At 64.3% G+C, this 24,806-nt stretch carries 18 protein-coding genes, 4 tRNA genes and 1 pseudogene; 8 read left to right on the top strand and 15 right to left on the bottom strand.

Going from position 1 to position 24,806, the window contains the following annotated elements; translation table 11 throughout:
• Window positions 1–237: 237 nt before the first annotated feature.
• From BLV18_RS05190 to BLV18_RS05200, 3 genes are all read right to left on the bottom strand, one after another.
• A complete protein-coding gene (locus tag BLV18_RS05190; RefSeq protein ID WP_090356770.1) occupies window positions 238–4,530 on the bottom strand; it encodes a DEAD/DEAH box helicase in 4,293 nt (1,430 codons plus the stop codon).
• A gap of 125 nt (window positions 4,531–4,655) precedes the next feature.
• Window positions 4,656–5,543 (bottom strand): protease HtpX, encoded by an 888-nt coding sequence (gene htpX / locus BLV18_RS05195; protein ID WP_049861507.1) that lies wholly within the window; start codon window positions 5,541–5,543, stop codon window positions 4,656–4,658.
• 129 nt (window positions 5,544–5,672) lie between these two features.
• Entirely contained in the window at window positions 5,673–6,884 is a 1,212-nt protein-coding gene (locus BLV18_RS05200) for a pyridoxal phosphate-dependent aminotransferase (RefSeq protein WP_090362019.1), read from the bottom strand.
• A 164-nt stretch (window positions 6,885–7,048) separates the two neighbouring features.
• Between BLV18_RS05200 and msrB the strand changes: the two genes are divergently transcribed.
• Window positions 7,049–7,456: a peptide-methionine (R)-S-oxide reductase MsrB gene (gene msrB, locus BLV18_RS05205; RefSeq protein ID WP_090356772.1), complete on the top strand. Its 408-nt coding sequence runs from the start codon at window positions 7,049–7,051 to the stop codon at window positions 7,454–7,456.
• A 20-nt stretch (window positions 7,457–7,476) separates the two neighbouring features.
• The gene (locus tag BLV18_RS05210) at window positions 7,477–7,959 is read left to right on the top strand and encodes a glutathione peroxidase (protein WP_090356776.1); all 483 of its coding nucleotides are present in this window, start codon (window positions 7,477–7,479) and stop codon (window positions 7,957–7,959) included.
• A gap of 18 nt (window positions 7,960–7,977) precedes the next feature.
• On the opposite strand, the gene BLV18_RS05215 is transcribed toward BLV18_RS05210, so the two are convergent.
• On the bottom strand, window positions 7,978–10,287 hold the full coding sequence (locus tag BLV18_RS05215) for a response regulator (protein ID WP_090356778.1): 2,310 nt from the start codon (window positions 10,285–10,287) through the stop codon (window positions 7,978–7,980).
• Window positions 10,288–10,412: 125 nt separating this feature from the next.
• Here BLV18_RS05215 and BLV18_RS05220 point away from each other — a divergent pair, with 125 nt between their 5' ends.
• Together BLV18_RS05220 and BLV18_RS05225 are read left to right on the top strand one after the other, a co-directional pair.
• Window positions 10,413–11,303: an ATP-binding protein gene (locus BLV18_RS05220; protein ID WP_090356780.1), complete on the top strand. Its 891-nt coding sequence runs from the start codon at window positions 10,413–10,415 to the stop codon at window positions 11,301–11,303.
• Window positions 11,300–11,791 (top strand): free L-methionine (R)-S-oxide reductase MsrC, encoded by a 492-nt coding sequence (locus BLV18_RS05225; protein ID WP_049861501.1) that lies wholly within the window; start codon window positions 11,300–11,302, stop codon window positions 11,789–11,791. Before BLV18_RS05220 ends, BLV18_RS05225 begins: the two co-directional genes overlap by 4 nt.
• 13 nt (window positions 11,792–11,804) lie before the next feature.
• On the opposite strand, the gene BLV18_RS05230 is transcribed toward BLV18_RS05225, so the two are convergent.
• Entirely contained in the window at window positions 11,805–12,575 is a 771-nt protein-coding gene (locus tag BLV18_RS05230; protein WP_090356783.1) for a hypothetical protein, read from the bottom strand.
• Window positions 12,576–12,907: 332 nt separating this feature from the next.
• Here BLV18_RS05230 and BLV18_RS05235 point away from each other — a divergent pair.
• The 4 genes from BLV18_RS05235 to BLV18_RS05250 all read left to right on the top strand — a co-directional run bounded on the left by BLV18_RS05235 (window position 12,908) and on the right by BLV18_RS05250 (window position 13,319).
• Window positions 12,908–12,983: transfer RNA gene (locus BLV18_RS05235), tRNA-Glu, on the top strand.
• Window positions 12,984–12,985: 2 nt separating this feature from the next.
• A tRNA-Gly gene (locus BLV18_RS05240) sits at window positions 12,986–13,061 on the top strand.
• Window positions 13,062–13,164: 103 nt separating this feature from the next.
• Window positions 13,165–13,240: transfer RNA gene (locus tag BLV18_RS05245), tRNA-Glu, on the top strand.
• Between the two features lie 3 nt (window positions 13,241–13,243).
• Window positions 13,244–13,319: transfer RNA gene (locus BLV18_RS05250), tRNA-Gly, on the top strand.
• 131 nt (window positions 13,320–13,450) lie between these two features.
• Here the strand turns inward: BLV18_RS05250 and BLV18_RS05255 are convergent.
• The 10 genes and pseudogenes from BLV18_RS05255 to BLV18_RS05300 form a co-directional block, all read right to left on the bottom strand.
• A complete protein-coding gene (locus BLV18_RS05255; RefSeq protein ID WP_090356785.1) occupies window positions 13,451–14,299 on the bottom strand; it encodes a TauD/TfdA dioxygenase family protein in 849 nt (282 codons plus the stop codon).
• A 62-nt stretch (window positions 14,300–14,361) separates the two neighbouring features.
• Window positions 14,362–15,696 (bottom strand): LLM class flavin-dependent oxidoreductase, encoded by a 1,335-nt coding sequence (locus BLV18_RS05260; protein WP_049861498.1) that lies wholly within the window; start codon window positions 15,694–15,696, stop codon window positions 14,362–14,364.
• A gap of 12 nt (window positions 15,697–15,708) precedes the next feature.
• A complete protein-coding gene (locus BLV18_RS05265) occupies window positions 15,709–16,686 on the bottom strand; it encodes an ABC transporter substrate-binding protein (protein WP_090356787.1) in 978 nt (325 codons plus the stop codon).
• 285 nt (window positions 16,687–16,971) lie between these two features.
• Window positions 16,972–18,591, bottom strand: coding sequence for a dipeptide ABC transporter ATP-binding protein (locus BLV18_RS05270; protein WP_090356789.1), 1,620 nt, complete (start codon window positions 18,589–18,591; stop codon window positions 16,972–16,974).
• Entirely contained in the window at window positions 18,588–19,532 is a 945-nt protein-coding gene (locus BLV18_RS05275; RefSeq protein WP_090356791.1) for an ABC transporter permease, read from the bottom strand. The genes BLV18_RS05270 and BLV18_RS05275 overlap by 4 nt, the downstream gene beginning before the upstream one ends.
• Before the next feature lie 20 nt (window positions 19,533–19,552).
• Window positions 19,553–20,512 (bottom strand): ABC transporter permease, encoded by a 960-nt coding sequence (locus tag BLV18_RS05280; protein ID WP_090356793.1) that lies wholly within the window; start codon window positions 20,510–20,512, stop codon window positions 19,553–19,555.
• Window positions 20,509–22,161 (bottom strand): ABC transporter substrate-binding protein, encoded by a 1,653-nt coding sequence (locus BLV18_RS05285; RefSeq protein ID WP_090356795.1) that lies wholly within the window; start codon window positions 22,159–22,161, stop codon window positions 20,509–20,511. Before BLV18_RS05285 ends, BLV18_RS05280 begins: the two co-directional genes overlap by 4 nt.
• Window positions 22,162–22,293: 132 nt before the next feature.
• Complete coding sequence (locus BLV18_RS05290) at window positions 22,294–23,076, bottom strand: ABC transporter ATP-binding protein (RefSeq protein WP_090356798.1); 783 nt, start codon at window positions 23,074–23,076, stop codon at window positions 22,294–22,296.
• Window positions 23,077–23,081: 5 nt separating this feature from the next.
• Window positions 23,082–23,855 (bottom strand): annotated as a pseudogene (locus BLV18_RS05295) (ABC transporter permease); the annotation flags it as partial.
• Between the two features lie 64 nt (window positions 23,856–23,919).
• Window positions 23,920–24,714, bottom strand: coding sequence for a class II aldolase/adducin family protein (locus tag BLV18_RS05300; protein WP_049861492.1), 795 nt, complete (start codon window positions 24,712–24,714; stop codon window positions 23,920–23,922).
• Window positions 24,715–24,806 lie beyond the last annotated feature (92 nt).

The following is a 24,806-nucleotide window of genomic DNA, read 5'->3' on the forward strand; positions in this document are numbered from 1 at the left end:
TCTTGCGAATAGGAAGGATGTAGTAGGGATGGGACAGCGGGCATTGCGGTTCCGCGTCGGCGACCATTATCGACCAGCGGCGCGGAGGGTGGCGGGTTTCGCAACGAATTGCAAAAGTTTGGCTATTACGGAATGTCACAACGGCGCAGCCCGTGTAGCAGCGGCGCAAGCCGCGTCCGGCCTCACCGCGTCTGTTCAGGCACACCGCGTACACCAATGACGCGGCTCGCGCCGCTGCTACAGGGGGGGATGGATCAGCTGCTGGCGTAGCTCCGTGGTTTCTTCGCTCCAGTACACCGGCTTGCCGGCGATCAAGGCCGCCACGGGCAGTCCGTCGCGGTAGAGCACACGGTTGCTCGGCAACGCGGGCACGGTCTTGTGGATCAGTTGGGGGTCGGCGCCGGGCAATGGCAGCAGGGTACCTGCCAGGTTCAATGGGTCGCTGGCCGAAATGGACACCAGGCTGCCATCCAAAGGTGTTTTGCGCACCTCGCGCAGGGCTGGGATGGCCTCTGGCAAGGCGAATTGCTCGCCGGACAAGCCGTCGATGAAACGCCCCCCGCGAATCTGTCCGCGCGCCTCCAGTCGCTGCAATGCCCGCAGCAGGTCGCGCCAGCTGGGCAGCCAGTCGGCCTCGCGTTGCAGCAGGCGCCAGAACACCACCCCGTAGCGCCGTAGCAGCACCAGCGCGATCTGTTCGACGGCTTCATCGGGGGCACTGCCGTTTGCCTGGAGCAAGGCCCAGCGCCCCGCATCGTCCATGCCGCCAATGAAAGCACCGCGACCACGGCGACTGCTGCGCGCCTGACGTTTGCCGGCCGGTGTGATCAGCGCGCGCAATCCGGCGAAACTGTCGGCGTTTACGCGGCCTGCGGCGACCAGTTCCTGCAGTGCGTTCTCCACTTCGGTGCGCAGCAGGCGCACATCGTGGACGAGATCGTCGAAGAACATCGCGCCCTGCGCGGCCAGAGTCTCTTCGACCTTCTGCGCACGCATGGACAATTCCTGCGGCTGGACTTTCGGCGCCAGGCTGCGCCACAGGGGCAGGCGCGCGCGGGGCAGCAGCACGATCGGCGTACCGCGCAGGGTGGTTCCTTTGCCGCTGCTGGCCAGCCGCGCCCAGACCGTCTTGCCGCTGCGGCAGGCGCGGTCCAGCCACGATGGGTCGTAGCCACGCAGCCGTGCGGGCAGCAGATCGCTCTCCCAGGCGCCAGCCGGGGCACTGTACCCTTCGAACTGTTCCAGGATTTTGACCAGGGCCGCCTCGCCTTGCAGGCGGGTGCCGGGCGCCAGGCACTGCCAGTCGAGCAGAAAACGCATGAACACCTGCAGGCTGACCGGTTCGATCTCCCGCCGCAGGCGCTTCACCGTATAACGATGGATACGCGCCAGCAGGTGCCGTTCGCACCACTGGGTTTCCTCGATGTGGGTGAGAAACTGGCCGCGCATCACATAACCCTGGGATTCCAGTTCCAGCAGCGCCAGTTCCACCACGGCAGGATGCAGGTTGAGCGGCGCGGCAATGTCCCCCAGTCGCTGCGGGCCGAATCCGCTCAAGCGGGCGCGGATCAGCTCCAGCGTCGCATTCTCCTGGGTCCACGTCTGGGCCAGGTGCGCCGGCACCTGCAGTGCGGGGGATAGCTGGGCGTTGGGGTAGAGGGTTTGCAGGCAGGCCATGCGCTCCAGGGCCAGCCAAAGGTGATTACCATCGCCCAGCGTCAGGCGCGCAGCACGGCCGGTGCGCGCCAGCGTCTTCAACAGCGCCAGCTCGCCGGGCTGGGCTTCGTGTTCGGCCAAGGCGCCCAGGCTCATCAAGGCTTCGTGCATCTCGTCGCCGTTGATGGGGGCGGGCCATGCTTCGGCGGCCACGGCAGCGATGGCGTCCGTGTCCAGTTCACCCATGTCGTCTGGCGAGCGGGGTTCGTCCCAGCGTCGGTTGAGGACTGCCTGGGTGCGTCGCTCTTCCAGCGGCGCGTCGTCGAGGAACGCATAGGGCCGGGCATTGAGGATAGCCGCCGCCAATGGCGAAGGGCTGGGCAGGTCGCGCTGGATGAGGGTGATCTGACCGCTCTCGATGCGCCGCAGCAGGGTCAGCCAGCCCGCGCTGTCCATGGCCTCGTGCAGGCAATCGTCGAGGGTCTGCTGGACCAGCGGGTGATCGGGAATCTCCCGCTCGCCGACGATATTTTCCAGGCAGGCGATCTGGTCCGGGAATACCGTGGCGATCAAATCCTCGCCTTTCATGCGCTGCAGTTGCGGGGCCACCTTGCGCCCGCCGCTATAGCGGGGCAGGGCCAGGGCCGTCGCCGCGTTCCAGCGCCAGCGCACGCCGAACAGCGGCGCATCGAGCAGCGCCTGGATCAGTATCGCCTCAGCGCTGTTGCTGCGCAGGTAATGCCATACCTCCTCCAGCTCGAAGCTGTGGCTGGTCGACAGCGACAGTACGATTGCATCTTCGCTGGCGGCCGCCTGCAACTCGAAATTGAAGGTGCGGCAGAAGCGCTTGCGTAGGGCCAGACCCCAGGCGCGGTTGATGCGGCTGCCGAAGGGCGTATGGATGACCAGTTGCGTGGCGCCGGAGGCGTCGAAGAAGCGCTCCATGATCAGGGTGTCCTGCGAGGGCAGGGCGCCCAGCGCCTGACGTGCGCGCGCCAGATAATCGAGCAGTTGCTCGGCGCTGTCCCGGCCCAGGCCCAGTTCGTCCTGCAACCAGGGCAGCAACGACTCGACGTGACCTTCGCTGAGCGCCAGGCGCTGGTCGATCGATGCCTGCAATCGCGCCACGCTGGCCGACAGCTCGGCGCTGCGCCCCGGCATTTCGCCGAGCCAGAAGGGGATGTTCGGCGCCTGGCCGTGGGCGTCTTCGACCCTGACCTTGCCGCCTTCGATGCGCAGGATGCGGTAGGACCGGTTGCCCAGTTGGAAGATGTCGCCGGCGAGGCTTTCCACGGCGAAATCCTCGTTGACGCTGCCGATGCTCAACGCTTGGGGTTCCAGCAGCACCGCGTAGTCGGCGTTGTCGGCAATCGCCCCACCGCTGGTGACGGCGGTCAGCTTGCTGCCGCGTCGACCACGCAAGGTGCGGGTCACGGCATCGCGATGCACATAGGCTGCGCGTACGCCCTGACGTCCGCTGTAGCCCTCGGCGAGCATGCGCAGCAAGCCCTCGAAACGCGCGTCGTCGAGCCCGGCGTAGGGCGTTGCCTGGCGAAACATCTGCAGCAGCGCCTGCTCCGGCCATTCCTGGCAACTGACCTCGGCGATGATCTGTTGGGCCAGCACGTCCAGCGGTGCCTGAGGAATCTGCAAGGTGTCCAGTTCGCCGCGGCGCACGCAGTCCAGCAAAGCCACGCATTCGATCAGATCATCTCGGGAAATGGGAAACAGGCGACCCTTGGGAACGCCACCGACATGGTGCCCGGACCGCCCCACTCGTTGCAGAAACGCGGAGATGGAGCCAGGCGAGGCGATCTGGCACACCAGGTCGACGTCACCGATATCGATGCCCAGCTCCAGCGAAGCGGTGGCCACCAATACCTGCAAGTCGCCACGCTTGAGGCGCTGCTCCGCATCCAGCCGGTGTTCCTTGGCCAGGCTGCCATGGTGGGCCGCAACGTGCTCACGGCCCAGGCGCTCGCTCATATGCCGCGCCACACGTTCGGCCAGGCGCCGCGTATTGACGAACACCAAAGTGGTTCGATGAGCCTGCGCGAGGGCTGCCAGGCGGTCGTAGAGCAGCTCCCAGACATCGTTGGGCATGACCGCGGCAAGCGGCACCGCGGGCACTTCGATCGCCAGGTCCCGAGGCCGCGCGTGACCGATGTCGACGATCGAACATGCGCGTTGCGCCCCCACCAGGAATTGCGCCACCTGGGCGATGGGCTTCTGCGTGGCGGACAGGCCAATGCGTCGCAAAGGCTGGCTGCACAGCGCCTGAAGACGCTCCAGGCTCAAGGCCAGATGACTGCCGCGCTTGCTGCCGGCCACCGCGTGGATCTCATCGACGATCACCGTGTGCACATCCGCCAGCATGCCTCGGCCCGAATCCGAGCCGAGCAGCACGTAGAGCGATTCGGGGGTGGTCACCAGAATGTGCGGAGGCTGCCGACGCATGGCGGCGCGCTCCTTCTGCGGCGTGTCGCCCGTACGTACACCGGCGACGATGGTCACCGCGGGCAGGTTCATGGTCGTCAATTGCTCGGCGATCCCCTGCAGCGGGCGTTGCAGATTCAGCTGGATGTCGTTGGACAGCGCCTTGAGAGGCGAGACGTACAGCACGGTCGTGCGCTGGGGCAACCGACCCTGGTGCTCCAGGCCCCGTTTTACCAGTTCGTCGAGCACGGCCAGGAACGCCGTCAGTGTCTTGCCCGACCCGGTGGGTGCAGCGATGAGGGTTGAAAGGCCCTGCTGGATCAACGGCCAGGCCTGGGCCTGAGCAGGCGTGACGGCGGCGAAATGCTGGCTGAACCAGGCGCTTACTGCCGGGTGGAAGTGGGCCAGTGGCGAATCAGGCTGTGCAGGTAGGTTCATGATCTATTGATGGGGGGAGGGCGTCGAAGTTGCAATCTGAACAATGCAAACGGCGCATAACCTGCCGTATTTTCGACGCCCAAGAAAAAGGGCGACTTTCGTCGCCCTCTGTCCAGCCTGTTGCTTCAACCCCGACGGCGCAACGCCTCGATACGGTCTTCCAGAGGCGGGTGAGTCATGAGCAGGCCGGCCAGGCCGTGCTTGAGACCACCGTTGATGCCGAACGCATTGAGCGAATCGGGCATCTGCACCGGAACGCCCTGTTCGGAGCGCAGGCGTTGCAGCGCGCCGATCATCGCGTTGGTGCCGGCCAAGCGTGCACCGGCTTCGTCGGCGCGGAACTCGCGGCGACGCGAGAACCACATGACGATGATGCTGGCCAGGATACCCAGCACCAGTTCGGCCACGATGGTCGCGATGTAGTAGGCGATACCCTGGCCTTGTTCGTTCTTGAAGATGACCTTGTCGACGAAGTTGCCGATGATTCGCGCGAAGAACATCACGAAGGTGTTCACCACGCCCTGCACCAGCGCGAGGGTGACCATGTCGCCGTTGGCTACGTGGCCGATCTCGTGGGCCAGGACCGCCTTCACCTCATCGGGCGAGAACCGCTCGAGCAGGCCCTGGCTGACGGCCACCAGCGCGTCGTTCTTGTTCCAGCCGGTGGCGAAGGCGTTGGCCTCGTACGCCGGGAAGATACCGACCTCGGGCATCTTGATGCCCGCTTCACGCGACAGCTCCTCGACGGTCTGCAGCAGCCATTGTTCGTGACGGGTGCGCGGTTGGGTGATGATCTGCGTACCGGTGCTCATCTTCGCCATCCACTTGGAGATGAACAGCGAAAACAGCGAACCGGCGAAGCCGAACACGGCGCAGAAGATCAGCAGCTGATTGAGGTTCAGATCCACCCCGTTGGCCGCCATGAACCCATTGAAGCCAAACAGGCTCAGGGTAATGCTGGCAATCAGCACCACCGCAAGGTTGGTGGCCAGAAACAGCAAGATGCGCATCATGGTTGTAACGTTCTCCTGACGGATAAAAGTGTTGCGTATGCGCTATATAAGGTGCGCGCCCGGTCGATTCAACCGGGGGACTATTTCAAACTGTGTATATGCAGACGGACACTTGAATACGTTCGGTTTTTACTGGCGATAATTCTTCAGGAAGCGGCCGATGCGACCGATGGCCTGCTCCAGATCATCGACTCGCGGCAGCGTCACCACGCGGAAATGGTCCGGGTTGGGCCAGTTGAACGCAGTGCCCTGGACCACCAGCAGCTTCTCCGACAGCAGCAGGTCGAGCACGAACTTCTCGTCGTTGTGGATCGGGCAGACCTTGGGGTCGATGCGTGGGAACGCGTACAGCGCGCCCATGGGTTTGACGCAACTGACACCGGGAATATCGTTGAGCAATTCCCAGGTGCGGTTGCGCTGTTCCAGCAGGCGACCGTTGGGCAGGACCAAGTCGTTGATGCTCTGGTAGCCGCCCAGCGCGGTCTGAATCGCGTGCTGGCTCGGCACGTTGGCGCACAGGCGCATGTTGGCCAGGATGTCGATGCCTTCGATGTAGCTCTGGGCGTTGTGCTTGGGCCCTGAAATGGCAATCCAGCCGGAACGGAAACCGGCCACGCGGTAGGACTTGGACAGGCCGTTGAAGGTCAGGCAGAGCAGGTCCGGCGCCAGCGACGCGGTGCAGATGTGTACGGCATCGTCATAGAGGATCTTGTCGTAGATCTCGTCGGAGAACACCACCAGATTGTGCTGGCGGGCGATTTCCAGCATGCCCAGCAGCACTTCTTTGGAGTACACGGCGCCGGTCGGGTTGTTCGGGTTGATGATCACCATGGCCTTGGTGTTGGGGGTGATCTTGGCCTTGATGTCGTCCAGGTCTGGCCACCAGTTGGCCTGCTCGTCGCACAGGTAGTGCACGGCGTGACCGCCGGCCAGGCTCACCGAAGCGGTCCACAGCGGATAGTCGGGCGCTGGGATGAGGACCTCGTCACCGTTGTTGAGCAGGGCCTGCAGCGACATCACGATCAGCTCCGACACACCGTTGCCCAGGTAGATGTCTTCGATGCCGACGCCTTCCACCTGCTTCTGCTGGTAGTACTGCATGACGGCCTTGCGCGCGCTGAACAGCCCCTTGGAGTCGCTGTAGCCCTGGGCGGTGGGCAGGTTGCGGATGACATCCTGGAGGATCTCGACCGGCGCCTCGAAACCGAACGGCGCCGGGTTGCCGATGTTCAGCTTGAGGATGCGGTGGCCTTCCTCTTCCAGGCGCTTGGCGTGCTTGAGCACCGGCCCGCGAATGTCGTAGCAGACGTTGGCGAGCTTGTTCGATTTGCTGAACTGCATGGTGAGGTCCCGAAAGATGACAAGGCCCGCGCCGGCCCTGAAGATGAAAAAATTGAATCGCTGAAACGCGGGTGACAGACTGCTGTCCAAAGGCGCAATCATACGTGCCGCCCGATCGTTGCAAAAGACACAGATCGGGCTTTTTGAACCGCCGAGGTGTACCGATGGCCAAGCTCACGCGAACCGAACAAGAATGGAAGGAAATGCTCGAACCCGAGCAGTACAACGTCTGCCGGCTGAGCGCGACCGAGCGGCCGTTCACGGGCAAGTACAACGATTTCAAAGGTGACGGAACCTTCATCTGCGTGGGTTGTGATGAGCCCCTGTTCGATTCGCGCACCAAGTTCGATTCCGGCTGCGGCTGGCCAAGCTTCTACGCGCCGATCGGCGAGCAGGCGATGGTCGAGATCCGTGACACCAGCCACGGCATGATCCGTACCGAGGTCAAGTGCGCCACGTGCGAGTCGCACCTGGGCCATGTGTTCCCCGATGGGCCGGCGCCGACTGGCTTGCGCTACTGCATCAATTCGGTGTGCCTGGATTTCCAGCCGCGGGCCGAACAGCCTGCATGACCTCTGACAAGAAAGCGACCATGAGCAAAGATCTTCTCTCCATCCCATGCATCACCCTGGACGGCCAGCACAAGACGGTCGGCGATTTCGCCGGCAAGGTGCTGCTGGTGGTCAATACCGCCAGCCAGTGTGGTTTCACCCCGCAGTACAAGGGGTTGGAGGAACTGTGGCAGACCTATCGCAAGCAGGGGCTGGTGGTGATGGGCTTCCCCTGCAACCAGTTCGGCAATCAGGAGCCCGGCGATACGCTGGACATCGTGCAGTTCTGCGAGAAGAACTTCGGCGTCACCTTTCCGATGTTCCGCAAGATCGACGTCAACGGCGAGCTGACCCATCCGTTGTTCGCTCACCTGAAGAAAAGCGCGCCCGGACTGTTCGGTTCGGAAAAGGTGAAATGGAATTTCACCAAGTTCCTGGTGGCGCCTGACGGCAGCGTCAAACGCTTCGCGCCTTTGACCAAGCCCGCTGACCTGGCGCAGGAGATCGAGCAGGCGCTGGGCTGAAGCAGGTTGGGTGCCTGGCTATACGGGTACCCATTGGTCGATCAGCATCACCAGCTCTTCACGGCGAAACGGCTTGGCCAGGTAGTCGCTCATGCCTGCGGCGCGACATCGTTCGCGCTCTTCGGGCATGGCGTTGGCCGTCAGCGCCACGATCGGCAACTGTGGCCAGCGGCCGCTTCGACGTATTTGCCGGCTGGCTTCGTAGCCATCCATGACCGGCATGTTGCAGTCCATCAGCACCAGGTCGAACTCGCGCTTTTCCAGCTCGCTCAGTGCTTCGCCACCATGGGCGGCCACTGTGACTTCGCACCCCAGCTTGCTCAGCATGCCCTTGGCCACCAGCTGGTTCACCGGGTTGTCTTCCACCAGAAGAATACGCGCGCGACGCTGCGCGCTACGCCGATTGGCGAGGTTGTCGAGCGTCGCCGGCTCATCACCCACCAGGCTGCGACGCAATGCCTGATACAGCGCGTTGCGTGCCAGCGGTCGGGCTTGCTGCTGCAGCGGCATCAGCGCGTTGGCCTGCTCGGTCGGCAGGAAGTTGCCATAGGCGGTCACCAGCAGAATGGGCGCCTGAATGCCTGGGCGCAGACTGAACAGGCAGTCCAGGTTATCGGTGATCACCAGGTCCGGCGCGATGCCGGAGAGGTCCGCGCCCAGGTCGTAGCGCTGGTAATCGATGCCCCACAGTGGCAGCACGTCCAGCAACAGCTCCGCCAGACCGCTGCCGGCATGCCCGACCAACACCACCTGGCCACGCAGCAGCGGTGGCACCTGGGCCGGGCTGTGCGCAACCAGCGGCAGGTCGGCGTAGAACTGACTGCCGAATCCGGCTTCGGAGCTGATGCTCAAGCGGCCCTTCATGGCCTTGCAGAGGTTGTTGGTCAGGGCCAGGCCCAGGCCGGTGCCGCCGAACTGGCGGGTGATGCCGGCGCCGGCCTGGGTGAAGGGCTGGAAGATCTTGACCTGAGCTTCCTGAGCGATGCCGATGCCGGTGTCGCTGACTTCGATGCGCACCCCACCTGGCCGGGTATAGAGGCGCACGTCGACCCGGCCGAAGCGGGTGAATTTCAGTGCGTTGGACAGCAGGTTGCTGACGATCTGGCGCACTCGAGTCGGATCGCCCAGGACCAGTGCCGGAAAATGCGGGTCGATCAGGCAGGTCAGCTCGACGCTGGGTGCGGCGTTCTGCGACAGCAGATTGGCAGTGTCTTCGATCAACGCGCCGAGGTCGAAAGGGATGCGCTCGAGCTCCAGCTGCCCGGCGTCGAACTTGGACAGGTCAAGGATATCGTTGAGCAACTCCACCAGCACTTTGCCCGAGTCGTGCGCGATGGAGAGTTGCTGCCGCTGTTCGGCATTGAGCGGGCTGTCCAGCGACAGCGCGATCATACCCAGCAACCCGTTGAGCGGGGTGCGAATCTCGTGGCTCATGTTGGCCAGAAACGAGGCGCGCGCCTGGGCCATGTCCAAGGCCGTACGGCGCGCTTTCTCCAGCTCTTCGTTGGACATGCTCAGGCGGGTATTGCTGGCCTTGAGCTCGGTGGTGCGTGCCGAGACGATGTTTTCCAGCTCGCCCAGGTACTCGGTCAGGCGGTTCTCGGCGCTGCGCCGCTGCTGGATTTCCGTGGCCATGCTGATGAACTGCTGGTTGGCGACCTTCACCAGCACACCAATCTCGTCATGTTCGTGGCCCGGAGGATAGTCCAGGCGCGCCGGTTTGGGTTGGTGCGGATCGCTATTGCTCAACGCGCGGATGACCCGGTTCAGCGGCTTGGTCAGCATTACGTAGAAAAAGCCCAGGAGCAGGGCGGTGAGCAGCGCCGTGCGCAGGAAGCCGCTGGCCAGGGTGATTTCGGCACGGCGCAGGAAGCGGTTGCCGATGGCGAAGGTGTCGACGGTCAACTGCAGCGTGCCGAGGCGGTCGTCGGGCATGTGCGAGAGGAACAGCGGGTCTTCGTACTGGCGTTGGGCATCGAAGAGGATGTCGCTGATGAAGCGGTAGCTGCTTTCCAGGCGTGGCCGCTGCACGCTGGCCAGGATGTTGCCAGTGTTGTCCGTCAGCCGTGCAGCGGTGATCGACTCCGATTGCAACAGGCCCAGGGTCAGTTCCTTGGCCAGCTCGGCGTCGATGTTGTAGGCGATGCGCGAGGCGGGGTTGTGGCTGATTTCCAGCAGTGAACGCATTTGCCGATCGATGGTTTGATCGACGATGGCATAATCGATGCCGATCTGGATAACGCTGAGCAAAGCCCCCAGAATGAAGCCGACCAGTACCGTCAAGCGGGCTTGTTTATAGGACAGCCGCTGGGTGAATTTTATATCCATGGATACTGGGCCAATTTCCATTCCGTGCGCAGGGCCAAAGCATGGACCATGTCTGTGCGCCGCAGTGTGCGACGGCATGTCCCCTTGCCGAACCTTTTACACGCAACTTACCTTGAGGAAAAGTCGTGGACTCTCGTTTGAATGCCTTTCTTGAGCGCGCCGAATCCGTACTCGCGCGGCTCGAGCCGCTGCTGCCTGCGCTGCGCCCTGAAATCGACTGGCACCAGTGCCTGGCTGCGCGTTGGCAGCGCGAGGGCCGCAGCGGCTATTTGCTGCCGCTGGAGGTCAGCCTGGACATGCGCCTGAGCGATCTGATCGGGGTCGATCAACAGCGCCAGCAGCTGGCACGCAACACGCAGCAATTCCTCGACGGCCATCCGGCCAACCATGCGTTGCTGTGGGGATCGCGCGGCACGGGCAAATCGTCGCTGGTGCGGGCTTTGCTTGCCGAGCACGCCGCCGCGGGCTTGCGTCTGATCGAGATCGAGCGTGACCACCTGGCCGATCTGCCGCGGGTGGTCGAGCAGTTGCAGCAGCTGCCGCAACGCTTCGTGCTGTTTTGCGATGACCTGTCGTTCGAGGCGGGCGAGGGCGATTACCGGGTGCTCAAGAGCGTGCTTGACGGTTCGCTGGAGCAGGCGCCGGACAACGTGTTGCTGTACGCCACGTCCAACCGCCGCCACCTGGTTCCCGAACATCAGAGCGACAACGAGAACTGGTCCCGGGTCGACGGCGAGTTGCACCCCAGCGAAGCGGTCGAAGACAAGATCGCCCTGTCGGACCGGTTCGGTCTGTGGCTGTCGTTCTATCCCTTCACCCAGGAGCATTTCCTGCGCGTGGTGGAACACTGGATCGGCGAGCTCGCCCGTGACAGCGGCCTGCAATGGTCCCGTGACGAGCAACTGGATATCCTCGCCGTGCGCTGGGCCACTGGCCGCGGCAACCGCAATGGCCGCTGCGCCTACCAATTCGCCCGCTACTGGGTGGGTCTCAAACTGTTGGAGCAACAACCATGATCGATCTGCACGCTGCAGGCGCGGGGCTGGAAGGCTACCGTATGCTGTGCGCTCAACTGGAATCGCTGCTGGCCGACGAGCGTGATTTCGTCGCCAATGCGGCGCAGTTTTCCGCATTTCTGTTCAATCAGGTCGATGACCTGAACTGGGCGGGTTTCTATCTCAACCGCAATGAGGAACTGGTGCTCGGACCCTTTCAGGGGCAGGTGGCGTGTGTGCGCATTCCGTTTGGTCGTGGCGTGTGCGGTGCGGCTGCAGCCAGCCGCGAGACCCAGCGGGTCGAGGACGTGCATGCGTTCCCTGGCCACATCGCCTGTGACAGTGCGTCGAACAGCGAACTGGTGATCCCGCTACTCAAGGACGGCAAGCTGATCGGTGTGCTGGACCTGGACAGCCCACGCCTCGCACGCTTCAGCGAAGCCGACCAGCAGGGTCTGGAACAACTGGCGGCGATCTTCCTGCAATCGACCGACTGCAGCCGCTACTGAAGCGCGACCGCTTTCAGTCGTAGTTGGCTTTCTTCTGGAACGGGTCTTCCTTCTCGTCGGCTTTCAAACCGTCGGTGAGTTCGTTGACCTCGTCTCCGGTCGGCTCCATTTCGCTGAGGACCATGGCGTTGGTGCGCTTGAGCATCTTCTGCAGGTATTGCAGTTGCTCCTGGTAGAGCACGGCGTCGGGTTGACTCTTGAGGTACTGCACGCCGCGCTCGAAAGCCAGGCGGGCGCGACCCGGCAGACCCTCTCCCAGCAGTTGCTGGCCCAGATTGTTGAAGAACTCGATGTGCAGCAGTACGAGGATGCCGCGGATTTCGTTCGCCCAGTGTTTGGTCTCGACGGGGCTGAGAAAGCCTTCCTGCCCGGCCCGGGTTACCTGGGCGTGCAGGGCTTCGAGCAGGAAGCGCACTTCCTTGGCTCGGTCTTCGGTCATGATCGGGAGGGGAGGGTTATTGATGGCAATGTCATCGCCCTTGGCGATTTCCGCCTGCAAAGCTTCCAGGCGAGCCTTGAGCGGTGCGTCCTGCCTGTCGAGCTGCAGCAGACGCTGGCTGATGTTGAGTTCCAGTCGCGCGAGCAGTTGCTTGAGGGCAGGGGTCATCAGTTGACCGGGGAACGTCTCGTCGATACGGCCACAGCGGCGCAGGCGGTCGGTGAGCTCGAGCTTGTCGCGCGCCTTGGCCAGCTTGTTGCTCTCGACCATATTGTTGAGCAGGCCGATGACGATAAGGATGGCGATCCCCGTTACGATGAACAGGGTGATCATGAGTGGAGTCACCGGGGAGCTCTCGAGGTGGAATGAAGTTCAAGTGTAGGGCCGCTGTGCTGACACGGGTAGCCTAACCCGCCCCGCCGCAGACATGGAGTGCTTATGGAGGGGGTGTGGCAACTATGGCTTTGTGCTACTAACGGTGTCAAAAGCTTATTGGTCCTTCTGAGCATTGCCGCTTGGCAGTGGCCTGCCACAGGGCCGGTAAAGCGCAGTGAAGTCATTGATTTAAATAAATTTATAACAGGGGGTTGACGACCCTCGAAAGCATCCATAGAATGCGCGCCACTTGCAGCGTAAAGCATACAGCGAAGCGCGGCAGGGAGTGAATGTTGTAGCGTGTCCCCTTCGTCTAGTGGCCTAGGACACCGCCCTTTCACGGCGGTAACAGGGGTTCGAGTCCCCTAGGGGACGCCATTGCGGGAATAGCTCAGTTGGTAGAGCACGACCTTGCCAAGGTCGGGGTCGCGAGTTCGAGTCTCGTTTCCCGCTCCAGTTTAAGCAGTGTGGCTCTCGGGCGGCACTGAGTGAAACCAGTATCCAGTCTTCGGACATGGGTCTGGGCGCCGGAATACACACCATGTGTTTCGGTCAGCGTGTCCCCTTCGTCTAGTGGCCTAGGACACCGCCCTTTCACGGCGGTAACAGGGGTTCGAGTCCCCTAGGGGACGCCATTTGCGGGAATAGCTCAGTTGGTAGAGCACGACCTTGCCAAGGTCGGGGTCGCGAGTTCGAGTCTCGTTTCCCGCTCCAAATTCAATGAAAACGCCGCTCAGAGATGAGCGGCGTTTTTGTTCGTGCGCGTTTTTTGGCCATGGGTGGTGGTGAGTCTTTCGCGGCCGGTGAACGCTCCTACGGCTGGCCCGCCATTGTGGATGGCCTGGCTATGTTCTGCGGCGATGGGGAATGTCATCGTCGGCGATCAGTACCCGTTCCATCACGCGCGGGAAATCACCGTAGTTGTAGACCGGGTAATGCAAGGCGGCGCGGTTGTCCCAGAACGCTACATCGCCTGGTTGCCACTTGAAGCGCAGCTGGTATTCGGGGTTGCTTACTTCCTTGAGCAGCAGGCCGACGATCTCGCGGCTTTCCTCCAATGACAGGCCAAGAATCTGCGGCGACATCGAAAAATTGATGAACAGGGCATCTTCACCCGTTTCGGGATGGGTACGCACCAGCGGGTGCGCGAGGATCGGATAGTTGTAGCCGACCTTGTCCAGCGAGGATTTGAAGTTGTGGGTGACGAAGGCGTTGTCGATGCGTTCGCGCAGCGCCGTCGGCAGGCTGCGGTACACCAGTCCCGTGTCTGCCCACAGCGTGTCGCCGCCGGTTTCGGGCAGCGACACGGCGCGCAGCACGGCGCCGAAGGTGGGTTTGAGCATCCAACTGGTATCGGTGTGCCAGCGCCCCTTGCGGGCATCGCCATAACGGTCGCGGGCTTCGCTGGCCAGGATCAGGTGAGCGTTGGGCCGCTCGTGGTCCTGTTTCTGAGTGGTTGGATGCTGGTAAAGCTCGCCGAATTGGCGAGCGAAGGCCAGCTGCTGGGCGGTATCGATGTGCTGGTCACGGAAGAACAACACTTTGTGCTTGAGCAGCAACGCACGTATCTGATCACGGGTTTGCGCGTCGAGGGGGTGGCGCAGATCGACGCCTTCGATCTGCGCGCCGATGGTCGGCTCCAAGGCGGTGGCGCGGATCGCCGTGGCGGGGCGCTGTATTTTTTCGGCAAACATGGCAGGTATCCTTTGCAATCGAGTGCCGGAGCCCACGGCCACGGCGGGTGGGGAATCGGTTTTCAGGCCACTTCTTCGTTGCGGCGCAGGGCCGCGTTGCGATTGGCTGGCACCTCGAGGCCGAGGTTGTCGCGCAGGGTCAGGCCGGGGTACTCGGTGCGCAACAGGCCGCGTTGCTGAAGGATCGGCACCACGTAGCGGGTGAAGTATTCGAGGCCGTCGGGCAACAGCGAGTTGATGATGAACCCGTCGGCGGCGTGGCCCTCGAACCAGGCTTGCACGGCGTCGGCAACCTCTTCCGGCAGGCCGACGAAATCCCGTTCGGGCTTGGCAAAGCGCAGGGCCACTTCGCGCAAGGTGAGGTGCTCGTCACGGGCCAGTTGCTTGATCCGCTCGGACGTACCCTTGTGGCTGTTGGCGCCCAGGTCGCCGAGGTCGGGGAAGGGGGCGTCCAGATCGTGGCCGCTGAAGTTGTAGTCGTTGAACGGGCGGCCGAGGGCGACGATGGCGTCTTCGATGCCGACCAGGTCTGCGGCCTCTTGATAGCGACGCTCGACCTCTTCGCGATCGCGCCCGGTGATCGGGCTGATGCCCGGCAGGACGAACAATTTGTCCGGATTGCGACCGGCGCTGGCAGCGCGTTGTTTGAGGTCCTGGTAATAGGCGCGCGACTCGGTGAACGACTCGTGTCGGCAGAAGATCGCATCGGCGTTTTGGGCGGCGAAATTGCGGCCGTCTTCGGAAACACCGGCCTGGAAAATCACCGGTTGGCCCTGGCGCGAACGAGCGATGTTCAGCGGTCCCTTGACCTGGAAGAACTCACCACGATGGTTCAGGGCATGCAGTTTGCTGCGGTCGAAGAACTCGCCGGTGGCCTTGTTGCGGGTGAAGGCGTCGTCCTCCCAGGAATCCCACAGTCCCTTGACCACATCCACGTGTTCCCGGGCGATCTTGTAGCGCACGGCATGGGGTGGATGCTCGGCCTTGCTGAAGTTGTCGGCGGTGCCTGAAAGCCACGAGGTGACCACGTTCCAGCCGGCGCGGCCGCCACTGATGTGGTCGAGGGAGGCCAGTTGCCGGGCGACCTGGTAGGGCTCGGTGTAGCTGACCGTGATGGTGGCGACCAGGCCGATGTGCTCGGTGGTGGCGGCCAACGCCGAGAGCAGGGTCAGCGGTTCGAAGCGGTTGAGGTAATGCGGGCTGGAGCGCTCGTGGATGTGCAGGCTGTCGGCGATGAAAGCGAAGTCGAAGCGGGCGTCTTCGGCCAGCCGCGCCTGGTGCTGGTAGTAACGCAGGTTGGTGCTGGCGTCGGCCAGTGCCTGCGGATGCCGCCACTCGCCCCAGCCGTGCCCTACGCCGTGGATCATGGCGCCCAGTTTCAGTTGTCGTGTGCTCATGGAAATCTCCTGTTATGGCGCGCTGGCCAGCGGGGTTTGGGTGGGTGCGCGGAAGTCGTTGAAGTGTTTGTCGAAGCCTTGGGCGACTTTGACCGGCTGCGCCAGCACGCCTTCTTCCAGATAGATGTCGGCGGTCTGCTGCAGGTCGGCGATCACCGCGTCGGTGATCTCGGCGCGCGTGTAGCGGGTCTCGTTGACCGAGGCCAGGTGCACCGCCAACGGCAGGCGGGTGACCTGGGCCTGAGCGGCAGCGAACTCGTCGTGGTGGGTGTTGGCCCACTGGTAGGCACGCTCCAGGCGCACGACGAAGTCCTCGACCTGAGCGCGCTTGGTTTCGGTGGCCTGCTGGGTGGCCACCAGGTAGGTGTTGTTGGTCAACAGGTCGGTGCCCTTGCGCAGGATGCGGGCGTTGCCCTGGTTCAGCGCAATGGTGGTGTAGGGGTCCCAGGTCGACCAGGCGTCGGCATCGCCGGATTGCAGCGCGCCCTGGGCGTCGCTGGGCAGCAAATTGACGAAGGTGATGTCGGAGGTTTTCAGGCCCGCGTCACGCAGGGCCTTGATCACCAGGAAGTGGCCGATGGAACCGCGGTTGGTGACCACGCGCTTGCCCTTGAGGTCGGCAACCGACTGCAGTGGCGAGTCCTTGGGCACCAGGATGGAGGTGGTGTAGCGGCCTTCGAAATGGGTGATGCTGACGGCTTTGAGCGGCGCGCCGGAACCCAGGGCGAATACGTAAGGCGCATCGCCCAGGTAACCCACGTCCACCGCACCGGCGTTCAGCGCCTCGCCCAGGGGCGCGGCGGCGGCGAACTCGGAAAACTCAATGGGGTAGGGGACGTCCTTGAGTTCGCCCGCTGCGGTGAGCAACAGCTTCAGGCTGGATTTCTGATTGGCGACGCGCAACGGGTCGAGCTTGTCGGCCCGGGCCAGCGGGCCTGCGGCCAGCAGCCCCACGGCCAGAACGAAGGAAAGGACACGGGAACGGGTCATGGACGGCGACTCCTGAAGAGGGATTGAGTTACCTCCACCAGGCAAGGGGTCGGTCTGGGTTCAAACTAAAGCTCTAAAGACGCGCTGTGAAATGACATTTAGTTCTAAGTTAATTATTCTTTTTGTGGGTTTATCCAACAATAAATTATGCGTAATACGCATATTGTGACCCTATCCCACTCACTGCATTCCCGTAGGAGCGGTTATCGGCCGCGAACGCAACGCCGCGGTTTACCGGAAACTACGCGGTACCAAGTTCGCGGCCCATGACCGCTCCTATGGGTTCTAGGCCAGGGCTCGTTGGCGCTTGCCGGGAACGGCGTCGAGCAGCGCTCGGGTGTAGGGGTTCGATGGCTGGTCGAACAGCTGGGCGGTGGGGCCCTGGTCGACGATGCGGCCCTGGCGCATGACCAGCACGTCATCGGCCACGTTGGCGATCACCGCCAGATCGTGCGAAACGATCACATAGGCGATACCCAGCTCGCGTTGCAGTTCGTCCAGCAGGTCGAGAATCTGCCGCTGCACCGAAACATCCAGCGCCGACACCGGCTCGTCCAGCAGTACCAGATCGGGCTGCAACGCCAGCGCCCGGGCGATGGCCACGCGCTGGCGCTGACCGCCGGACAGTTCTCGGGGCAGGCGGTCGAGAAAATGCGCCGGCAAATGCACCCGTTCGATCAGCTCACGCGCGGCCCGATCCAGCGCCGCACCTTTGGCCAGGCCGAACGAGACCAGCGGCTCGACGATGCTGTCGAAGATCGACAGGCGCGGGTCCAGCGCTGCGAAGGGGTTCTGCTGAACCAATTGCATGCGCCGACGCAAGGGTCTGAATTGTCGCCAGCCGAGGTCGGTCACGTCCTGATCGGCGAAGTGAACGCGACCGCTGTCAGCTTTCTCCAGGCCCAGGGCGATCCGCAACGCCGTGCTCTTGCCCGAGCCCGATTCGCCGACGATGCCCAGGGTCTGCCCGGCGCAGACCTTGAAGCTCACATCGGCCAGCGCCTGGAAGCGCTCGGCCTGGCCGCGTATGCGTGGCAGGCGGTAATGCTTGTTCACCGCCGTCAGGGAAAGCAGGGGTGTCTGCCCCGAGGCGGGAGCCGGGCGCGGTGCACGGGGTTCGTTGAACGCCGGCGCGGCGGCGATCAGCGCGCGGGTATAGGGCTGTCTCGGGCTGGCCAGCACCTGGTGCGGCGTGCCCTGTTCGACCAACGCGCCGGCCTTCATCACCAGCACGCGGTCGGCTCGGTCGGCAGCCACGCCTAGGTCGTGCGTGATGATCAGCAGGGAAATGCCACGCTCGCGTACCAGCCCTTCGAGATGATCGAGGATGCGCCGCTGCACGGTGACGTCCAGGGCGCTGGTGGGCTCATCGGCGATGATCAAACGTGGGTTGCCGGCCAGGGCGATGGCGATCAGCACCCGTTGGCGCATGCCGCCGGACAACTCATGGGGGTACTGCCGAGCGCGCAGCTGCGGGTTGTCCAGACCTACCTGGGCCAGCAGTTCGCCAACGTCGGCGTCCACCCCTTTGTAGCGCGCGCCCTTGGCCAGCACCAAGGCTTCGGCGATCTGGCGGCCGATGCGCTGGGTCGGATTGAGGCTGACCATCGGGTCTTGCGGCACCAGGCCGATGGTGCGGCCGCGCAACTGGCGTTTGGTCCGTTCGCTGGCCTGGCTCAGGTCCTGACCAGCCACCAACAGGCGCCCGGCGGTGACCACGGCGCTGTCTGGCAGCAAGCCAAGAATGGCGTTGGCGATGGTGGTCTTGCCCGAGCCGGATTCACCGACGATGGCCAGGGTCTCGCCTTGCATCAGGCTGAACGATACATCGGTCACGGCCTGGGTCTGTTGCGGCCCGTGACGGTAGGCGATGCTCAGGTCGTGCACTTCAATGAGCGGATTCATCGCTTGATCTCTTCGAGGGTGCGGGCTAGGTGGTTGAGGCTGAACACCACCGCCACGACGAACACGCCGGGCAATAGCGCCACCCATGGTGCGGTGATCAGAAAGTGTCGGCCGGTGGCGATCAGCGTGCCCCATTCCGGCGCCGGTGGTGCGGCGCCGAAACCCAGGAAGCTGAGCCCGGCGGTGGCCAGGATGGCCGCGCCAAAATCCAGGGTGGCGAGCACCGCGACCGGGCCCCAGGCGTTGGGCAGGATGTGCCGCCATAAGGTCTGCAGCCAGCTCGCGCCGCCCAGTCGCGCGGCCTCGACATAGGGCAGGGTCTTGACCCGCAGCACTTCGGCGCGGGTGGTGCGGGCAAAGCCGGGGATGATTCCCACACCCACGGCGAGGGCCACCGGCAGGGTGCCGAAGCCGATGGCGGTGACGATGGCCAAGGCCAGGAGCAAGCCGGGCAGGGCCAGCAGCACGTCGATCACGCGCATGATCACCGCGTCCACGCGTCCACCGGCGAACCCTGACAGCACGCCCAGGGTCAGGCCTCCGAGCAGGGCCAGGCCGACGGCCAGTAGCGCAGCCTGGATCGACAGGCTGGCACCGTGTATCACCCGGGTGTAGAGATCGCGGCCCAACTCGTCGGTGCCGAACCAATGGGTCGCATTCGGCGCGGTGAGCTTGGCCAGCGGCGCGGTGGCATTGGGGTCGAAGCCGCTGAGCGCGCCCGGTGCCACGGCGGCGAGCAAGGCGAAGGCGACCACCAGGGCAGTCAGCAAGAAGCCAGGTCGGCGTGACAAGGGGCGTGAGGCCGCGAGCAGACGCACCCAGCGACTGCGCCGCCGCCACGTGGGCAGGACCGCTGTCGGTGGCGGCGCGTAGACCGTCGCAGCAGGCGCGGCCGGGATGAAGCGCTGGTCGAGATCACGCACGGCATTGGATGAAGGCATGAGCGAAGTCCTTGGCTGGCTTAGGCGGCTGTGGGCGCGGCGGGCGCGTGGGTGATACGGGGGTCGAGGATCGGGTAGAGCAGGTCCACCAGCAGGTTCACCACCACGAAGGCGGCGGCCGAGATCGCGACGATGGCCAGCACCACCGGGATGTCCTGGCGCAGCACCGCTTCCTGGGCCAGGCGACCGACGCCGTTGCGGCTGAAGATGGTTTCCACCAGCACCGCGCCGGACACGGTATTGCCGACCTGCAGACCGAACAGCGTGAGGATGGGCAGTGCGGCATTCTTCAGGCCGTGGCGGTACTGCACCTGGGCGCGGCTGAGGCCCTTGGCGTAGGCGGTGGTGATGTAGGGCTCGCGAGCCACGTGCTGAAATCCGCGTTGCAGCACCTGGGCATACACCGCCGCGCTGGGGATCGCCAGGGTGATGGCCGGCAGCACCAGGCTGTCCAGGCCTTGGCTGCCGGTGGCGGGAAACCAGCCGAGACCGAAGGCGAACACCTGGATCAGCAGCAGGCCCAGCCAGAACACCGGCACCGAGAAGCCCAGCGAGGGCAGGCGTGCCATGGCCGATTGCAGTGGCTGCCAACGTACGTAGGCGGTCAGGTAGGCCAGGCCGACGCCACCGATCAGCGACAGCACGATGGCCGAACCGGCCAGGGTCAGGGTTTGGGGCAGGCGCTCGGCCAGCAACGCGGTCACGGGCCGGTTGAGTGACAGCGACTGGCCGAAGTCACCCTGCAGGGCCTGCCAGAGCAGGTGCCCGTACTGCTCGAACAGACCGCGATCCAGCCCGTAGTAAGCGCGCGCCTTGGCCAGGTCCGCAGGTGACAGCGCATCGACCTCGATGCCCGACGCGCTGAGCATGATCGACAGCGTATCCCCCGGCAGCAGGTAGAGGATGAAGTAGGTGATGGTATAGGCGCCCCACAGCACCAGCAGCGCCTGGCCGACACGGCCTAGCAGGTAACGGTTCATGGCGTGCCGACCTCGATGTCACCGAGGAAGGCGAAGCCCTCGGCGGTCCAGTGGAAGTTCTTCACCCGCGCGGCGGTGGCGGCCTGCCAGACCCGCTCGTAGATCGGAAAGGCCGAGGCTTCGTCCACCAGCAGGTCCTGCAGGTCGCCATAGGCCTTGGCGCGCTGCTCCGTCTGGGTAGCGGTGATGCCGGCATCGAACAGGGCGGTCGCGCGGTTGAGAGTGGCCGGTTCGTAGGTGTTGGTGGCCAGGGTCGAGCTGTTGGCGCTGCGCGGATCGAGAATGGTCTGCAGGATGATCGGGTCGGCGCGGGTCATGTAGGTGGACGTCAGGTCGTAGTTGCCCTGGGCGTTGGCCGCCGTCCATTCGGCGCGGGTCACCACGTTGAGCTTGAGGTCGATGCCCACTTTGCGCAGTTGGTCCTGCACCAGCACATCACCCGCCGTTTCGCTGCCGTTGATGTTGTAGGCCAGGCTCAGACGCTTGCCGTCCTTGTGCCGATAGCCGTCGGCAGCCGGGGTCCAGCCCGCTTCGTCGAGCAGGCGCGCGGCACCGGCGGCATCGTAGGCCAGCTTGTCGCCCTGGGCCTTGAAGTAGGGTGTGGTGCTGTCGTAGACGCCGGTCACCACGGGGAAATCGGCGTTGTACACGGTGCTGGCGTAGCTCTTGCGGTCGATGGCCTTGAGCAGTGCCTGACGGACCTTCTTGTCGGCCAGCACGCGGCCGTTGCGGGTGTTGGGATAGAGGTTCAGGGCCGGGCCCGGCAAGGCACGGCTCTGGATGGTCGCGCCCTTGCTCTGGTACAGCTTGAGGTCGACTTCGGAGAAGGGGTTGCGCGGCCACAGCACATCGACCTTGCCTTGCAGGAACAAGCCATTGCGTACGCTTTCCTCGGCGATGTAGCTGATGTCCACCGCATCGAGATGAGCCTCGGCCTTGTTCTTCATGTTCGCCGACGCCCAGTGGTAGCCCGTACGACGGGTCAGTCGGGCGCCGCTCTCCGGTGTGTAGTGCTCCAGCACGAAAGGCCCGGTGCCGATGATCTGGCCCAGGGAGCGCTGCTTGGCGGTCAATTGGTAGGACGCCGGGGCGAGAATCGCCAGGTTGGTGGTGGACGTCGCCTGGAGGAAGCCGGCGTTGGGTCGCGACAGCACCAGTTTGATGGTGAAGTCGTCCAGCACTTCGGCGTGGTCGTAGCCGGCCAGGTAGGTGGCACCGAAGGTGGCCGGCAGTTCCCGGGCGAAGGCCTTGTCGCTGTCGAACGCCGTCTTGACCGCGTGCGCGTCGAAGCGCTCGCCGTTGCTGAAGGTGACGTCGTCACGAAGGTGAAAGGTGTAGCTCAGGGCGTCGTCGCTGATGTTCCAGCTTTTCGCCAGCCAGGGAATGATCTTGCCGCTGTCGGGGTCCTGATCGGTCAGGGATTCGGCGACGTTGCGCAACAGCACGCGGTGTTCGAGCCAGTAGACCTGGAACGGGTCGACGCTGACCAGGGTGGTGTTGTCGCCGAAGAAGGCGATCTTCAGGGTCTTGTCGGCCTGCTCGGGGGCCGAGGGGGAGCAGCCTACAAGCGTTGCGAGCAGTACGCCGAGCGCCAGCAGGCGGGGGCGTTGGGGTGGGTTCGAAGCCGATGAGGGGGTTGGGTGGGGCATGGGTGAGGGTCCTTTGTAGTGCTGTGATCGGCTTGGGTTTGGGGGGGGCCATTCGCGGGCAGAGCCCCGCTCCCACAGAGGTTGGTGGTGCCTGTGGGAGCGGGGCTCTGCCCGCGAAGGGCTCACCCCGATTCAGGTCGCGAGCGCTCTGGGTCTGCTGGCCAGCGGCAAGGGCCCATCGGCCACCTGAGGCGGGCCGGCTTCCACGCCCAGCAGTCCGAGCAGACGACGGCGAATGGCATTGAAGGCCGGGGTGCCTTTTTCCCGTGGGCGATCCAGGCCGATGGGCAGCGCCTCGGCGATGCGTCCCTGCTTGAGCACGATGATGCGATCGGCCAGCAGAATCGCTTCTTCCACGTCGTGGGTGACGAGCAGTACCGCCGGTCCGTGGGCGCGCCACAGGTCGATGATCAGTTGATGCATGCGGATGCGAGTCAATGCGTCGAGGGCCGCGAAGGGTTCGTCCAGCAACAGCAGGCGCGGCTCGCGCACCAGGCTGCGGGCCAGTGCCACGCGTTGGGCCTCTCCGCCGGACAAGGTGCCGGGAAAGGCATCGAGCCGATGCGCCAGGCCTACTTCGGTCAGGGCCTTTACCGCACGCTCGCGGGCCTGCGGGTCACGCACGCCGAGGGTGACGTTCTTCCACACCCGTTTCCATGGCATCAGGCGCGGTTCCTGAAACACTGCCGAGCGCGCCGCAGGCACCAGCAGGCGGCCGCCCTCGATCGGATCGAGCCCGGCCAGCGAGCGCAGCAGGGTGGTCTTGCCCGAGCCGCTGGCGCCCAGCAGGGCAACGAACTCGCCGGGCGCAATGTCCAGGTCCAGGCCGTCTATGACACGATTGGCGCCGAACTGGCGCACCACGTTCTGCAGGCTGACGGCGGGTTGGGGGTGCAGCGCGGTGTGTGCGGTCATGGGAATCAGCTCTTCACGAAGGAGGGGCGCCAGGCCAGGGCGTAGTGCTCCAGGGCGCGGATGATGCCGTCGATCACCAACCCCAGCAGGCTGTACACCAGCAGGCAGATGACGATGATGTCGGTGCGCATGAAGTCGCGCGCGTCGCTGGCCAGAAAGCCGATGCCGGAGGTCGCGTTGATCTGCTCGACGAACACCAGCGCCAGCCAGGAAATCGCCAGGGAATAGCGCAGGCCGACGAAGAACGACGGCAATGCGCCCGGCAATATCACGTGCCAGACCAGCTCGCGGCGGTTCAGCCCCAGGGTATTGCCGGCTTCGATCAGCTTGGGGTCGATGCTGCGGATACCGGCGAACAGGTTCAGGTACACCGGAAAGGTGGTGCCCATGACGATGAGCGCGACCTTGGTGAATTCGCCGATTCCGAACCAGAGAATGAACAGTGGCACCAGCGCCAGTGATGGCACGGTGCGCAGCATCTGCATGGGCGAGTCGAGCAGCACTTCGCCGCGTCGCGACAGCCCGGTGAACAGCGCGGCGACGGTGCCGATGACGACTCCGATGGCCAGCCCCGACACGGCGCGTTGCAGGGAGATCAACAGGTGCATGGGCAGTTCGCCGCTGACCGTCAGGGCCCAGAAGGTCACCGCGATGCTCGACGGCGCGGCGATGATGCGCGGTGGAATCAGCCCGGCCCGGGAGGCCAGCTCCCACAGCACCAGGATCGCCAGCGGGCTCAGCAGCCTGAGCACGAAGCCTGGCACGCGCACGCCGCGGCGGGGCGCACTGGGGGTGATTTCCAGCATCTGCAAGGGCGCTTGTGCAACCGGCTGGAGGACGATTTCAGGTGGCATAGTCTTGGCCCTCGCGGTCCAGCTGACGGATCAAGGCGTCCCAGTGCAGCTGGATCTTGGGGTTGTCGCCGCTGGCGGCACTGGCTGACTGCTGGTGGACCTTGTCGATGGCCGCCTGCGGCGCCAGCAACAGGTCGGCATTGCCGCCGGCCTGGGCGGCGATCTGGATGTTGCAGGCCCGCTCCAGGCCATGCAGTTCGCGAAAGGCGTGCTCCACGCTGACGCCACCGGTCAACAGCCCATGGTTGCGCAGGATGAGGATGTTGCTGTCGCCCAGGTTGCTGACCAGGCGCGTCTGTTCGTCGAGGTCCAGGGCAATGCCTTCATAGCCGTGGTAGGCCACGCGGCTGTAGTAGAGCAGGGCGTGCTGGGACAGCGGCAGCAGGCCGTTGCGTTGCGCCGACACGGCGGCGCCGTCGCGGGTGTGGGTGTGCAACACCGCCTTGAGGTCGGGACGCGCGCGGTGGATGGCGCTGTGGATCACATAGCCTGCGTGGTTGATGCCCAGGCCCAGGGGGTCGTCGATCAGTTCACCGTCGATGTCGACCTTGACCAGGTTGGATGCCGTGATTTCATCGAACAGCAAGCCGAAGGCGTTGATCAGGAAGTGCTCCTGATCGCCGGGTACCCGCGCGGAGAAGTGCGTGTAGATATGGTCGGTCCAGCGCAATTGCGCGGCCAGTCGGTAGGCAGCCGCGAGCTTGACGCGCACCTCCCATTCCTGGGGCGTGACACGCTGGCGCAGTGTGGGCGTGGAATCGTGCAGAACGGACAACGAAGTCATTCGGGTCTCTCCTGAAAAACGTACAGACCGGCGGCGACGGCGCTGAGGCGCGATCGCCGCTCGGTCCGGTTTCATCAGGTCCCGAGCTGCCA

Origin of the sequence: Pseudomonas coleopterorum, from assembly GCF_900105555.1 — a bacterium.
In the GTDB taxonomy this organism is placed as follows: domain Bacteria; phylum Pseudomonadota; class Gammaproteobacteria; order Pseudomonadales; family Pseudomonadaceae; genus Aquipseudomonas; species Aquipseudomonas coleopterorum.